12 protein-coding genes and 1 pseudogene are annotated in these 12,705 nt (G+C 63.7%); 4 read left to right on the top strand and 9 right to left on the bottom strand.

Annotated features, from left to right (window positions below; all coding sequences use genetic code 11):
* Positions 1 to 23: 23 nt before the first annotated feature.
* Positions 24 to 1,271 carry an NAD(P)/FAD-dependent oxidoreductase gene (locus tag P3C39_RS10430; protein ID WP_275953412.1) on the bottom strand — a complete coding sequence of 416 codons (1,248 nt, stop codon included), beginning with the start codon at positions 1,269 to 1,271 and terminating at the stop codon, positions 24 to 26.
* 141 nt (positions 1,272 to 1,412) lie between these two features.
* On the opposite strand from P3C39_RS10430, the gene P3C39_RS10425 reads away from it, so the two are divergent.
* Positions 1,413 to 2,210: a lytic transglycosylase domain-containing protein gene (locus P3C39_RS10425; RefSeq protein ID WP_275953413.1), complete on the top strand. Its 798-nt coding sequence runs from the start codon at positions 1,413 to 1,415 to the stop codon at positions 2,208 to 2,210.
* A gap of 72 nt (positions 2,211 to 2,282) precedes the next feature.
* On the opposite strand, the gene P3C39_RS10420 is transcribed toward P3C39_RS10425, so the two are convergent.
* Both P3C39_RS10420 and P3C39_RS10415 read right to left on the bottom strand, forming a co-directional pair.
* Entirely contained in the window at positions 2,283 to 2,804 is a 522-nt protein-coding gene (locus tag P3C39_RS10420; RefSeq protein ID WP_027162880.1) for a hypothetical protein, read from the bottom strand.
* A gap of 5 nt (positions 2,805 to 2,809) precedes the next feature.
* Positions 2,810 to 4,033: an argininosuccinate synthase gene (locus P3C39_RS10415; RefSeq protein WP_013528809.1), complete on the bottom strand. Its 1,224-nt coding sequence runs from the start codon at positions 4,031 to 4,033 to the stop codon at positions 2,810 to 2,812.
* 301 nt (positions 4,034 to 4,334) lie between these two features.
* Here P3C39_RS10415 and P3C39_RS10410 point away from each other — a divergent pair, with 301 nt between their 5' ends.
* Together P3C39_RS10410 and P3C39_RS10405 are read left to right on the top strand one after the other, a co-directional pair.
* Positions 4,335 to 6,410 (top strand): bifunctional diguanylate cyclase/phosphodiesterase, encoded by a 2,076-nt coding sequence (locus tag P3C39_RS10410; RefSeq protein WP_275953414.1) that lies wholly within the window; start codon positions 4,335 to 4,337, stop codon positions 6,408 to 6,410.
* Positions 6,411 to 6,535: 125 nt separating this feature from the next.
* A complete protein-coding gene (locus P3C39_RS10405) occupies positions 6,536 to 7,177 on the top strand; it encodes a LysE family translocator (RefSeq protein WP_013528810.1) in 642 nt (213 codons plus the stop codon).
* A 6-nt stretch (positions 7,178 to 7,183) separates the two neighbouring features.
* Here the strand turns inward: P3C39_RS10405 and P3C39_RS10400 are convergent.
* From P3C39_RS10400 to rlmN, 3 genes and pseudogenes are all read right to left on the bottom strand, one after another.
* Positions 7,184 to 7,664: pseudogene (locus P3C39_RS10400) on the bottom strand (hypothetical protein).
* Positions 7,664 to 8,074 carry a hypothetical protein gene (locus P3C39_RS10395; RefSeq protein WP_263499194.1) on the bottom strand — a complete coding sequence of 137 codons (411 nt, stop codon included), beginning with the start codon at positions 8,072 to 8,074 and terminating at the stop codon, positions 7,664 to 7,666. The pseudogene P3C39_RS10400 and the gene P3C39_RS10395 overlap by 1 nt, the downstream one beginning before the upstream one ends.
* Positions 8,075 to 8,109: 35 nt before the next feature.
* Positions 8,110 to 9,345, bottom strand: a complete 1,236-nt coding sequence (gene rlmN / locus P3C39_RS10390) for a 23S rRNA (adenine(2503)-C(2))-methyltransferase RlmN (protein ID WP_275953415.1) — start codon at positions 9,343 to 9,345, stop codon at positions 8,110 to 8,112.
* A gap of 379 nt (positions 9,346 to 9,724) precedes the next feature.
* Between rlmN and P3C39_RS10385 the strand changes: the two genes are divergently transcribed.
* Positions 9,725 to 11,074 carry a chloride channel protein gene (locus P3C39_RS10385; protein ID WP_024504018.1) on the top strand — a complete coding sequence of 450 codons (1,350 nt, stop codon included), beginning with the start codon at positions 9,725 to 9,727 and terminating at the stop codon, positions 11,072 to 11,074.
* A 56-nt stretch (positions 11,075 to 11,130) separates the two neighbouring features.
* On the opposite strand, the gene P3C39_RS10380 is transcribed toward P3C39_RS10385, so the two are convergent.
* From P3C39_RS10380 to P3C39_RS10370, 3 genes are all read right to left on the bottom strand, one after another.
* Entirely contained in the window at positions 11,131 to 11,634 is a 504-nt protein-coding gene (locus P3C39_RS10380) for an invasion associated locus B family protein (RefSeq protein ID WP_013528815.1), read from the bottom strand.
* Between the two features lie 270 nt (positions 11,635 to 11,904).
* On the bottom strand, positions 11,905 to 12,267 hold the full coding sequence (locus tag P3C39_RS10375) for a YkvA family protein (protein WP_127368612.1): 363 nt from the start codon (positions 12,265 to 12,267) through the stop codon (positions 11,905 to 11,907).
* A gap of 122 nt (positions 12,268 to 12,389) precedes the next feature.
* The gene (locus P3C39_RS10370) at positions 12,390 to 12,686 is read right to left on the bottom strand and encodes a 4a-hydroxytetrahydrobiopterin dehydratase (RefSeq protein WP_013528817.1); all 297 of its coding nucleotides are present in this window, start codon (positions 12,684 to 12,686) and stop codon (positions 12,390 to 12,392) included.
* Positions 12,687 to 12,705: the final 19 nt, after the last annotated feature.

The raw sequence follows: 12,705 nt of genomic DNA, 5'->3' as shown, positions 1-12,705 counted from the left end.
CGGCGTTCCACATTTTCCTGAAGCTATTTGGCCGCAAGCTGGGCGACAACCTGTCTTGCCACCGCTTCGCCCGACAGCCGTGCGCCGCCGCAGGTCTGCATCAGCGGGCCGGCCAAGTGCTCGCCGGCGAAGAAGATCTTGTCGGCCACCGGCTGCATGAGCGCGGCGCGCGCCAGTGAACGGCCAGGGCGGGCGGCGGCGTAGGCGCCGCGCACGAAGCGCTCGCCGCCCCAATTGGTCATCATGGCGCGTCCGACATGCTTGCGCGTATCGCCACCGAAGATGCCGCACAGCCGGTCGACGACGAAGTCGATGCCGGCCGCCTCGCCGGCCGCCGACATTTCCCAGGCGAAATCGCCGCCGACGAAGCCGACCATCAGGTCAAGGTCGAACGGGAAGCACAGGAAATAGATGTCGTGCCTGGCCATCCGTTCGATCAGCAGGTCGTCGAAGGGCTGCAGCCCGAGCCTTGTGCCCGATATTTCGACCGGCAATTTGGTCAGCATGCCCATCGGCAGGTCGAAGAAGGCGCCAAAATGGGTGTCGGGCAGGGCCGGCGAGAACGCGATCTCCTCGAAGGCGAGCACCGCCGGCGAAGCGGTCACGATCACCGCTTTGGCGCGGACGGTGCCGCGATCGGTGACGCAGGCGACGCCGGGCACGTCCCACAGGATCTTGCGTACCGGCGTCGACAGTTCGACCGGCACGCCGGCGCCGAAACGCGCCACCAGCGCGCCAAGGCCCTCCTTGCTGAAGTAGTTCGGGTCGAGATCGGCGGCGGCTTGGAAGTCCAGGATCGAGATTTCGTCCTCGTCGGCGCCGAAATCCATCGGCCCGGCGAAGGTGGCGGCGGCGCGCGGCGCATGGCCTTTTGCCAACAGCGCCGAAAGACGATCGTCATCTCCGTCCTTCACTTCATGCCTGGCCAGCAGTTCGAACAGCTTTGCGTCGGCGGACTTCATGTCGGCTTCTTCCGCTTCGCTCGCCTTGCGCTCGCGGTAGTAGAGATGATCGACATTCATGTCGTGATGATGCAACGTCCAGCCTGCCACTTGCGCTTCGGGAAAATAGGGATTGCGGTCGGCGGCATGCAGCCAGGCGCAGCCGATGTCGAAAGGCACGCCGAAATGCTGGTCGCTGGTCCAGGCTCGCCCGCCGATTCGGTCCATCGCTTCGAGCAGCGTGAAGGAAAGCCCCGCCGCCTGCAGGGTTTTGGCAGCGGCAAGACCCGCCGAGCCGGCGCCGATGATGACGACATCAACGTCTTGCATGCAGCCCCCTTGCCACAATAATCACTTGATCCTAGGCAAATTCCACGGCATTCGCCAGCATTGCAGCGGTGACAGTGACAAGTGCGCGTTTCGCTGGCAAGTTCGCAATTGGGACGTGATTCAGGCAACCAGGAGATCAACATGGCAATTCTTGCCAAGGGAAAGATGTTTGCAGCGGCCGCGATGGCGGTGCTTGCGCTGGCGACGGGCGCACAGGCAGCGGCCAGCTGCGGCAAGACCGGCGCCGGCTTCGAGGCCTGGAAGCAGGACTTTGCCGCGCAGGCCAGGTCGGAAGGTGTGGGCGCCAAGGGGCTGGCCGCTCTGGCCGGGGCGAACTACGCGACAAAGACCATCTCCGTCGACCGCGGCATTCACAAGGCCTTCAGCGGCTCGGTGGACGATTTCATGCGGCGGCGCGGCGGCGCGGCGATTATCTCCAAGGGCCGGTCGCTGAAAAAGTCGAATGCGGCGCTGTTCTCCAAGATCGAAGCGAATTACGGCGTGTCGCCGGGCGTGTTGCTGGCCATCTGGGGTATGGAAACCGGCTTCGGTTCGGCCATGGGCAACCAGAACACCGTCTCTGCCATTTTGACGCTTGCCTATGATTGCCGCCGCCCGGGGTTCTTCTACCCGCATGCGATCGCCGCCCTGAAGCTGGTCGATCGCGGGGCGCTGACAGCCTCGTCGGTCGGGGCCGCGCATGGCGAGATCGGACACACGCAGTTCCTGCCAGGAAACGTCCTGAAATATGGCGTCGGCGGCGGAAACCTGCGCGACAAGGGCACGGCGCTGGCTTCCACCGCCAACTTCCTCAAGGGTCATGGCTGGCGGGCAGGCGCGAGCGCGAGTGCGAATATAGGCGCGATTGCCGGCTGGAATTCCGCGAGCGTCTATCAGCAGGCCATCGCCCGCATTGCCACGGCGATCGACGGCGATTGACGGACCATGCACCGGGCAGGAGGCCCCGGCCATTTTTGACTTGATCGAAAACCCGGCGTGAATGCCGGGTTTTTATTTGATTTCGAGCGTGTAGGAGCAGCCGGCCAGGGTCTTGCCGGGATGGGACTCGACGGTCGAGACGTTGAGCTTGACGTCCGTGGAGAAGGTCAATCCTTCCGACTCTTCGGTGCTTTGGACAACGACCTTTTCGCCAAGGAATTTTTGCGGCGTGGAAAAAACGGCCATGACGTCGAGTTCTTTTGCAAGCTCCGGCGCGGCAACGCCGTCGAGCACGGCCATCGGCCCCGCAGCGGTAAACACGATCGATCCTGTCTCGCGGTTGAACACGCGGATTTTGGCCGGCAGTTCGTATTGGCTGAGAAACGGATTGGCGGAGGCAACCTCCTTCCAGCCAAGCGTTTCAACGGCACCCGGTGCGCTGGACAGCCACAGGGCAAAGTCGTTGTAGGTCGGAACGTCCGCCCTGCACTCGATCAGCGCGGGAAGGTCAAGAGAGGCGGGGTCGAACTCCTGGCCGGCGGCCGGCGTCGCCAGAACAACCAGCGGCGCCAGGCAGCGACCGAAACCGCGCATCCGCCCTACTTGGCGCGGTTGCGCGCTGCCAGCGTTCTCAGCCGCAGTGCATTGAGGCGGATGAAGCCGGCGGCGTCCTTCTGGTCATAGGCGCCACGGTCGTCCTCGAAAGTGACCAGCGCATCGGAGTAAAGCGTCTTCTTCGACTTGCGGCCGGTGACCATGACGTTGCCCTTGTAGAGCTTGAGCCGCACCGTGCCCTCGACGTCTTCCTGGCTCTTGTCGATCATCGCCTGCAGCATCAGCCGTTCGGGCGCGAACCAGAAGCCGTTATAGATCAGCTCGGCGTAACGCGGCATGAACTCGTCCTTGAGGTGGGCCGCACCTCGGTCGAGCGTGATCGATTCGATGGCCCGGTGGGCGGCGATCAGGATGGTGCCGCCTGGCGTTTCGTAGACGCCGCGCGACTTCATGCCGACGAAGCGGTTCTCGACCAGGTCGAGCCGGCCGATGCCATTGTCGCGGCCAAGATCGTTGAGTGTCGCCAGCATGGTTGCCGGCGACAATTTCTTGCCGTTCAGCGCGATCGGATCGCCCTTCAGGAACTCGATCTCGATCTCGGTGACCTTGTCCGGCGCGTCCATCGGCGAAACGGTGCGCTGATGAACGAATTCCGGCGGCTCCACCCACGGGTCTTCCAGCACCTTGCCCTCGGAGGACGAATGCAAGAGGTTGGCGTCGACCGAGAACGGTGCATCGCCCTTCTTGTCCTTCGGCACCGGGATCTGGTGCTGCTCGGCGAAATTCATCAGGTCGGTACGCGACTTGAACGTCCAGTCGCGCCACGGCGCGATGACCTTGATGTCGGGGTTCAGTGCGTAAGCCGAGAGCTCGAAGCGAACCTGATCGTTGCCCTTGCCGGTGGCGCCATGCGCGATCGCATCGGCGCCGGTTTCCCGGGCTATATCGACCAGATGCTTGGAGATCAGCGGCCGGGCGATCGAGGTGCCGAGCAGATAGGTGCCTTCATAGACGGTGTTGGCGCGGAACATCGGGAAGACGAAGTCGGCGACGAATTCCTCGCGCACATCGACGATACGGATGTCCTTGATGCCCATCATCTCGGCCTTGCGGCGCGCCGGTTCCAGCTCTTCACCCTGACCGAGATCGGCGGTGAAGGTGATGACCTCGGCGCCGAACTCGGTCTGCAGCCATTTCAGGATGATGGATGTGTCGAGACCGCCGGAATAGGAGAGCACGACTTTCTTGATGTCTTTGGTTTTGGACATTTTTACCCCGTCGGTGGCGGACGCCCCAGCCTGGGCGTCACGGATTTGTCGCAGCGCCTTTTAGCAGGAACGGCAGAGCGAGCAAGCACGCGTGCGTGCATGGCTTCTGGTCCAGCGTATGGCGGGAGCACGATGCCGGCAGCGGAAACAACCTGCTGCAATCAAAGGCTGCATTTGCCGGTGAGACTTAATCAAGTTTTCATGCCGTGCCGCTAACACTTACGACAAAGCCGCCTTGGGCACGTTCCGGGCGGCTTCTTGCCTGCCTTGTCGCGGGCTCCTCGGGCTTGGGCGACTCTCGATGCGCGTTATATCATGCATCGCCACGGAGCATAATCTGTGGCTTGTCCTCCTGGCGGCGCTGATGTGCGTCACCGGCTGTTGGGTGACGATCGGCCTCTTCGACCGTTCGAGGAAAACCACCGGCGTGCAGATGAAGGGCTGGCTGTTCCTGACCGCGGTCGCCGCCGGCTCGTCGATCTGGTGCACCCATTTCATCGCCATGCTGGCCTACCAGCCCGGCGCGCCGATCACCTTCGATCCGGTTCTGACCATGGCGTCCCTGGTCATCGCCATCGTCGGCACCGGGCTGGGCTTCACCCTTGCATCCGGCAAGAGCCGGCGGCTGGCCCCGGAATGGAGCGGCGTCGTCGTCGGCCTGGCGATCTCGGCCATGCACTACACCGGTATGATGGCCTATCACGTTGCCGGCATTGTCGAATGGGACGGCTCCTATGTCGTGGCCTCACTGGTCATCTCGGCGGTGTTCTCCGCCCTGGCCGTCGGCCATGCCGTACGCCGGCCATACGGCTGGTCGCATTATCTCGCCATCGGGCTGCTGGTGCTGGCGATCGTCGGCCTGCATTTCACGGCTATGGCCGCGGTGGCGGTGACGCCGCTGTCCTTCATCAGCACAGGCACCAATCCCGATATTCTGGTGGCAATGGCGGTCGCCGTCGCCGTGGTCGGCCTGATCGTCGCGGCCACCGGCTTCGCCAGTTACCTGATCGATGAGCGTGGCCGACTGGAGAGTTTCGTGCGGCTTCAGCATCTCGCCCTCAACGACGCCCTTACCGGCCTTCCCAACCGCGTCTCCTTCAACGACCGCCTCGACCACGAGATCGACCGGGCATGCGAGGGCGAGGACACGATGACGGCGGTCATCGTCATCGATCTCGACCGCTTCAAGGAGATCAACGACCTCAGGGGACACGCGGCCGGCGACCAGGCTCTCAAGATCGTTGCCCGCAGGCTGGCGAAACTCACCGGCGAGGGCGAGTTCGTCGCACGGCTCGGCGGTGACGAGTTCGCCGCCATCAAGCGCTTCAAGGATCAGAAGGACCTGCTCGGCATGGTCTCGAGGCTGGAGAAATCCCTGTTCGAGCCGTTGCGGCTCGAGGATTTCGAGATCGCCGCCGGCGCCAGCATCGGCGTCGCGGTCTATCCGCGCGACGGGGCCGACCGCGAGCGGTTGGTCAGCAACGCCGACCTTGCCATGTACCGGGCCAAGGGCGACGTGACGCGTGCCGTCTGCTTCTACGAATCGGCCATGGACGAGACGGCGCGGGCGCGCCGCGCGCTGGCCACCGACCTTCGCCAGGCGATCGAGCGCGACGAGCTCTCGCTGCACTATCAGGTGCAGACCTCGGTCCAGAGCGGCGCCACCTGCGGCTACGAGGCGCTGCTGCGCTGGACCCATCCCGTGCATGGCATGATCCCGCCCGCCGAATTCATCCCGATTGCCGAAGAGAACGGCTCGATCATGGCGATCGGCGAATGGGTGCTGCGGACCGCGTGCCGGCAGGCGGCCTCGTGGGGCAATGGCCACAAGATCGCGGTCAATTTGTCGCCGGTGCAGTTCGCCCATGCCGATCTCGCCAAGCTCGTCCATCAGATCCTGATCGAGACCGGGCTGTCGCCGAAACGGCTGGAGCTGGAGTTGACCGAATCGACGATCGTCGCCGACAAGGTGCGCACGCTGCATGTCCTGCGCCAGGTCAAGGCGCTTGGGGTGACGATCGCGATCGACGATTTCGGCACCGGCTATTCATCGCTCGATACGCTGCGCTCGTTTCCCTTCGACAAGATCAAGCTCGACCGCTCATTCATGGCCGATGTCGAGCGAAGCCCGCAGGCCAAGGCCATCATCCGGGCGGTGCTGACGCTGGGCCGCAGCCTCGACATTCCGGTGCTCGCCGAAGGCGTCGAGACACATGTCCAGCTCACCATCCTGCAGGTCGAAGGCTGCAATGAGGCGCAAGGCTATTTTCTCGGCCGGCCCAAGCCGATCGACCAGATCACCGGGGACACCGATGTCCGCAACGATCGACTCTTCGCGGAGGAGCCAGCGAGGATACGGCTGAGCAGGCAGGCATAGGACTGCCGCGGCCGGCGCCCAGCGAATGCCGTGCAGACGCCTGCTGGATCGAGATCGGATCGCTGCTGTGTCTGGCGTCGACATGGCGCATCCTGTATAGGCCTCCCAATTCCCCGGGGCCGCTCATGTCGTTCATTCCAGACACCACCACGCTGATCCAGTTCGCCATCGCCACGGTCATCCTGGCGATCACGCCGGGGCCGGACATGACCCTGTTCGTCTCGCGCACGCTGAGCCAGGGCCGTGCCACTGGCTTTGCCTCGATGGCCGGCGCGCTGTGCGGCACGCTGATCCACACCACGCTGGTGGTGGTCGGCGTCTCGGCGCTGATCGTCGCCTCGCCGATGGCATTCTTCGTGCTGAAGATCTTCGGCGCCGGCTATCTCGTCTTCCTGGCCTGGCAGGCAATCACCAGGGGCTCGGCCTTTTCGCCGGAGAAGAAGACGGGACCCGAGATTTCGCTGTTGCGCAGCTGGGCGGCGGGCCTCGGCGTCAATCTGCTCAACCCGAAGATCATCCTGTTCTTCATGACCTTCCTGCCGCAGTTCGTCTCCGCACATGATCCGAACGCACCGGGAAAGCTGTTTTTCCTGGGCACGATGTTCATCGTGCTGTCGGTGCCGGTGACGGTGCCGATGGTGCTGGCGGCGGAAAAGTTTTCGGCGGCGATGAAGGCCAGCCCGCGCGTCACGCGGGTGGTCGACTATCTCTTTGCCGGCGTGTTCTCCGCCTTCGCCCTCAAGATCCTGACGGCGCAGGCAAAGTAGGCGCCGTCATCCTGTATGGCCATCTTCTTTTGAGCCTGGTTCGCCTTGCCACCAGCTTGCGGCCCAGCGCCCGGCGCTGAGCCAGTAAAAGATACCACCGACCATGCCGCTGCCGATCACGGCCATGATGGCGCTGGTGTCCCTGACGGCGAAGGCGGTGTCACCGCTGTGGTCGGCAAGCCCGAGGAAAAACACCGGCAACCACCGCGCCCGCCAGCGCATAGAACAGCCAGTCGCGCCGGCCCAGGATTTCGGCAAGCAGGATGACGACAGAGGCCGGCATCAGGGCGAAATAGGCGACGAACAGGGCGGCGAAGGGAATTGAGAAATACAGGGAAGCCGTCGCCGTCGGATGTGCATGCTCCGGCGTGTAGCCGAGCGACGCCAGCAACAGGATGTTGAGGAAGGCGCTCGCCGCCAGCGAGGCGACGGCATAGCCGAACAGGATGACGGTGAAACGGATGAGGTAGCCGACGAGATGCGCCATCAATCCCGGCCCAGATTCCGGCCCGTGCCGGACCTGCGTCCAGCCAGAAGCCAGTAGATCCAACCGGCGGCGATGCCGGCGGTGGCGAGAAAACCCAGAAAGCCCGGATTGAAGACAAAGCTGCTGGCCGAGCGCGGCATGGATACGCCAAAGGCAATGGACGTGATCGCACCAGTGGCGGCGAAGTAGAACCATCCTCGAAGTGAGAACCGTTCGGCGACAAAGAGCGCCGGGCCGACGATCAACAGCGCGCCGATCATTACGGTCAACACGGCGAGCGGGAACGAGCCAAGCCAGTCGAAGGCGAAAATGATCGACCAGTTGCCGTCTTCGATGCCTTCCAGAAGAGCGATCAGCAGCACCGGCACCAGGATCGAGGTCAGCACGGCGGCGACATAGCCGACCGCCATGATGGCGAGGCGTCTTAGCCAGGCGAAGGGGCGGTTCACGCCTCGCCGTGCCCCGCTATCATCATCGCTTCCAGAGCCAGCCGGTCGACCTTGCGCATGCGCTCGGAGTCGGATTTGAGCTGACCGCAGGCGGCGAGGATGTCGCGGCCGCGCGGCGTGCGGATCGGCGAGGCATAGCCGGCATTGTTGATGTAGTCGGCGAATTTCTCGATCGTCTCCCAGTCCGAGCACTGGTAATTGGTGCCCGGCCACGGGTTGAACGGGATCAGGTTGATCTTGGCCGGAATGCCCTTGAGCAGCTTGATCAGTCCCTTGGCGTCCTCGATGGAATCGTTGACGTCCTTCAGCATCACATATTCGAAGGTGATGCGCTTGGCGTTCGACAGGCCGGGATAGGCGCGGCAGGCGGCGATCAGTTCCTTCAGCGGATACTTCTTGTTGATCGGGACAAGCAAGTCGCGCAGATCGTCATTGGTGGCATGCAGCGAGATTGCCAGCATGACGCCGATTTCCTCGCCGGTGCGGAAGATTTCCGGCACGACGCCGGAGGTCGACAGCGTGATGCGCCGCTTCGACAGGGACAGGCCGTCACCATCGGAAGCGATCAGCAGCGCCTTCTTCACCGCTTCGAAATTGTAAAGCGGCTCGCCCATGCCCATCATGACGATGTTGGACACTTTGCGGCCTTCGGCCGGCACGATGGCGCCGTCGGGCGTGTCGCGGTCAGGGAAATCGCCGAGCCGGTCGCGGGCGGTTAGCAGCTGGGCGAGGATCTCCTCGGCCGTCAGATTGCGCACCAGCTTCTGCGTGCCGGTGTGGCAGAACGAGCAGGTCAGCGTGCAGCCCACCTGCGAGGAGATGCACAGCGTGCCGCGACCCTCTTCGGGAATATAAACAGTCTCAATCTCGACGGGCCGACCGGCGCCGCGCGGCGGAAAGCGGAACAGCCACTTTCGCGTGCCGTCGGCGGAAATCTGCTCCTCGACGATCTCGGGCCTGGCGACGGTGAAATGCTTGTCGAGCTCAGCACGCAGATCCTTGGAGATGTTGAACATGCCGGCGAAATCGCAGACGCCGCGCACATACATCCAGTGCCACAGCTGCTGGGCGCGCATTTTCGCCTGGCGCTCGGGCACAGCGCCTGATGCAACCAGAGTCTCGGCGAGTTCGATCCGCGTCAGGCCGATCAGCGACTGCTTTTCGGGCTGTGCCGCGCGGGCACGCAACGCGTCGCGGGCGCTGTCAGTGGTGAGATCGAATGAAAGGGTCATGGTTGCACTGATATAAGCGGTTTGCGGCCGATTTCACGCATCGTGCCGGAAAGGAAGCGCGGCGCATAGCACAGGTTGAGGGCAGAGTCATGCTCAGCTAGCTTTACGATCTACGATCGCCTTGGAACGACTCGGCACCGCCCCTCGTCATGGCGGGCATTTCTCTCCCGATAATGCCTGTCTTGCGGCGGCAGCGCGTTTGGCTGATGGCTTCCCCCACTCCGTCGAGCGTAGCTCGACGGAGTGGGGGGCCGACCTTTCACCGAAGCGATGCTTCCGCCTGGCACTCAGGCGAGCGCCAACGACAGGTTTTTCCGGCGCTAGTTTAATAGACTGCCCAGCTGTGTTAGGCCGAAACATTCCCCGCTCGAGGACAGACATGGCCGGCACATCGCGAAAATATCCCATGCTGCGGCGTTCGCGCGCGATGTGGGGCTCACGGCGGGTCTGGCAGCCGCGCCTGGTGTTCTGGGCCGGCGCGCTTGGCATCGGTGTGATCAGCGTGCTGTTCGCGGTGCTGGCCGACAGGGCGCAGGAACTGTTTCAACTGATGACAGGAGATGCAGGCGGCTGGCGTTTCTATCTGCCGCTTGCCATTACGCCGTTGGGTTTCGTGCTGTGCGCCTGGCTCGCCCACACCTTCTTTCCCGGTTCGCAAGGCAGCGGCATTCCGCAGGCGATCGCCGCCCGCCATCTGCGTGACGACGAGGACCGCAGCCACATCCTGTCCCTCAAACTGGTGGCCGGCAAAATCATGCTCACCATCGTCGGCCTGTTCTGCGGCGCCTCGATCGGCCGCGAGGGTCCGACGGTGCAAGTCGGCGCGTCGCTGATGCTGCAGGCGGCACGCTGGGGCGGCATGGTGCAGGCCCGGGGTCTGATCCTGGCCGGGTCGGCCGCCGGGATTGCCGCCGCCTTCAACACGCCGCTGGCCGGCATCGTCTTCGCCATCGAGGAGATGGGCCGCACCTATGAGGCGCGAACCAACGGGCTGGTGCTGACGGCGGTGATCCTGGCCGGTCTCGCTTCGCTCGGCCTGCTCGGCAACTACACCTATTTCGGCGTCGCCAGGGACACCATCTCGTTTGCTGCCGAATGGCCGCTGGTGCTTGCCTGCGGCATCATCGGCGGCGGGTTCGGCGCGCTGTTCTCGCTGCTGGCGTTGAAGGCGACGCGGCGGATCCGGCGCTGGAACACTGGGCAGCCTTTGCGGCGCGCCCTGGTCGTGGCCGCAATCTGCGGGCTTGCGGTGGCGGTGATCGGCATCGCCTCGGGCGGGCTGACCTTCGGCACCGGTTACGTCCAGGCGCGGGGCGCCGTCGAAGGCACGCCGCTGCCGTGGTTCTTCTTCGCCGAAAAGTTCCTGGCGGGACTGCTGTCGATGATCTCGGGCATTCCGGGCGGTATCTTCGCGCCCTCGCTGGCTGTCGGCGCCGGCATCGGCAGTTCGCTCGGCCTCCTCTTTGGCGCGAGCACTGGGGTGGCGGCACTGCTCGGCATGGCCGGCTATTTCGCCGGTGTGGTGCAAGCGCCGATGACGGCCTTCGTCATCATCCTGGAGATGACCGGCAATCACGACAATGTCATCGCGCTGATGCTGGCCTCGATGCTGGGCTACGGCACGGCGCGCATGATCTCGCACGAGCCGCTCTATCACGCGCTATCGCGTGTCTTCATCGCCGAGGCGATCCGGCGCCGCCGGGCGGAGGCCGGGCCGGGGCAAGTATGAAAGAAAAAAGGCCGGGCTTCGCGGCCCGGCCTTTCTCTCAAAAAAAGTAGCTTTGCCTATTTACACTTGGCGATCGATGTCAGCGCCGCCGAAATGCCCTTCAGAGAGAAGACATAGGAGGTGGGATTGCCGCGGCCGGACTTCGCCGTCACCTTCATGTCGGTGCCGGTCTTCATGGCGGCGATCAGTACCGGCTCCTCGGCGGCATTCTCGACCCAGGCCGATTTGCCGCGCGTGAACATCGAAAACGTCTTCTTGTCGATGGTCACGGTGGCCTTGGAGCCCTCCTGGAAATTGTAGCCGGCAATGAATTGCGGCTCGTAGGACACTTGCTGGCCGGGCCGCTGGCTGACGAAGAAGAACATATCGCCATGGTCGAGCGTGGGCGGCTGCTTGTCGGTCGGCACCGTCAGGACATAGCAGACCTTGCCGCCCGATGCCTGGTAGCTGTAGGTGCCCCAGGCATTGTGCTGGCCGATCTTGGTCGCCGACTGCGCCAGTGCCGGCGCTGCCACGGCCACCAGGGCCAGACTCGAAACTATCGCAATCAATCCGCGCATCGCTTTTCCCGTATTCCAAATGGTGCGGAGGCAGGCCGGCTTGGCGTCCTGCCCGTCGCTTCATTTTGATTTAATCTGGGTTACCAAACGGTGAATTTCCGAAGAGAAAAGGACCCTCACTCCGAGGAAACCGCCACCATACCCGCGCCGCCGCCCTGCGAGCGGGTGGCGCGACATCCCTTTGGCGACTTGGAGGCCACGAAAGCGGCAAGAGTTTGACTTTTTACGCTGTCGCCGAAAGCCGGCTTCAACGGCGTTCCGCGCGCGTGTTCAGCCCTTGTCGGCTATGGCGTCCCTGGCGGCCTGCCGGTGCGCAGTGGTGATGTGGGCACTGACGGCGGTGATCGCGGCGGTGAGCACGGCGATGTCGTCGGTGAAGCCAAGCCCGAAGACGAAGTCGGGGATGACATCCACCGGCAGCACGAAATAGCCGAGCGCGGCCAGCAGAATGCCCTTGGCGCGCAGCGGCGTGTTCTTGTCCATGGCGCAATAATAGGCGGCCACGACCTCTTCCATGAAGGGGATCTGCCGCGCGGCCTTCTTGGCTGTGCGCCAGAATTTCTCGCGCACTTCGCTCTCGTCTGACGGCTTGCCGCCAAAGCCGAAGAAATCAAAACCGGATTGTTGCGCCATCAGTCTCTCCTTGCGGGGCTCATGCGCATCCGGCGCCTGCCCGCGGGGGAAAATGTGGTGAAACCCGACCCCCGCTACAAGATGCCGGTGCCGATTTGGGCCTGCCGAGGCGATACCAGGCCTCAGGCGCCGGCAAAACGGTTCATTTTCGTGGCCAGATCGATATCGAGCGCAGTGACGCCGCCGGCGTCGTGGGTGTTCAGCGTCACGTCGACGGTCTTGTATACATTCGACCACTCAGGATGATGATCCATCGCCTCGGCGGCAAGCGCGACGCGGGTCATGAAGGCGAAAGCCTCGGAGAAATTCGCGAAGGTGAATGTGCGCTTGATGGAGGCGCCGTCTTCCGCCAGCGCCCAGCCGTCGAGGCCCGTCAATGCGGCTTCAGCGGCTTGCCTGCCCAGTTTCTCTCTCGCCATGTCCCTATCCTGTGCTATT

This window comes from Mesorhizobium sp. XAP4 (genome assembly GCF_029269325.1).
GTDB classification, from domain to species: domain Bacteria; phylum Pseudomonadota; class Alphaproteobacteria; order Rhizobiales; family Rhizobiaceae; genus Mesorhizobium; species Mesorhizobium ciceri.
Note: the sequence above shows the minus strand (reverse complement) of the source record. Positions and strands in the feature narration are given on the sequence as shown.

What these genes read in the sequence shown, in the direction of transcription:
- P3C39_RS10430 (WP_275953412.1), bottom strand. Translation starts at nt 1,271, where the DNA reads ATGCAAGACGTTGATGTCGTCATCATCGGCGCCGGCTCGGCGGGTCTT.
- P3C39_RS10405 (WP_013528810.1), top strand. Translation starts at nt 6,536, where the DNA reads ATGTCGTTCATTCCAGACACCACCACGCTGATCCAGTTCGCCATCGCC.
- P3C39_RS10425 (WP_275953413.1), top strand. Translation starts at nt 1,413, where the DNA reads ATGGCAATTCTTGCCAAGGGAAAGATGTTTGCAGCGGCCGCGATGGCG.
- P3C39_RS10420 (WP_027162880.1), bottom strand. Translation starts at nt 2,804, where the DNA reads ATGCGCGGTTTCGGTCGCTGCCTGGCGCCGCTGGTTGTTCTGGCGACG.
- P3C39_RS10385 (WP_024504018.1), top strand. Translation starts at nt 9,725, where the DNA reads ATGGCCGGCACATCGCGAAAATATCCCATGCTGCGGCGTTCGCGCGCG.
- P3C39_RS10415 (WP_013528809.1), bottom strand. Translation starts at nt 4,033, where the DNA reads ATGTCCAAAACCAAAGACATCAAGAAAGTCGTGCTCTCCTATTCCGGC.
- P3C39_RS10395 (WP_263499194.1), bottom strand. Translation starts at nt 8,074, where the DNA reads ATGGCGGTCGGCTATGTCGCCGCCGTGCTGACCTCGATCCTGGTGCCG.
- P3C39_RS10370 (WP_013528817.1), bottom strand. Translation starts at nt 12,686, where the DNA reads ATGGCGAGAGAGAAACTGGGCAGGCAAGCCGCTGAAGCCGCATTGACG.
- P3C39_RS10380 (WP_013528815.1), bottom strand. Translation starts at nt 11,634, where the DNA reads ATGCGCGGATTGATTGCGATAGTTTCGAGTCTGGCCCTGGTGGCCGTG.
- P3C39_RS10410 (WP_275953414.1), top strand. Translation starts at nt 4,335, where the DNA reads ATGCGCGTTATATCATGCATCGCCACGGAGCATAATCTGTGGCTTGTC.
- P3C39_RS10375 (WP_127368612.1), bottom strand. Translation starts at nt 12,267, where the DNA reads ATGGCGCAACAATCCGGTTTTGATTTCTTCGGCTTTGGCGGCAAGCCG.
- rlmN (WP_275953415.1), bottom strand. Translation starts at nt 9,345, where the DNA reads ATGACCCTTTCATTCGATCTCACCACTGACAGCGCCCGCGACGCGTTG.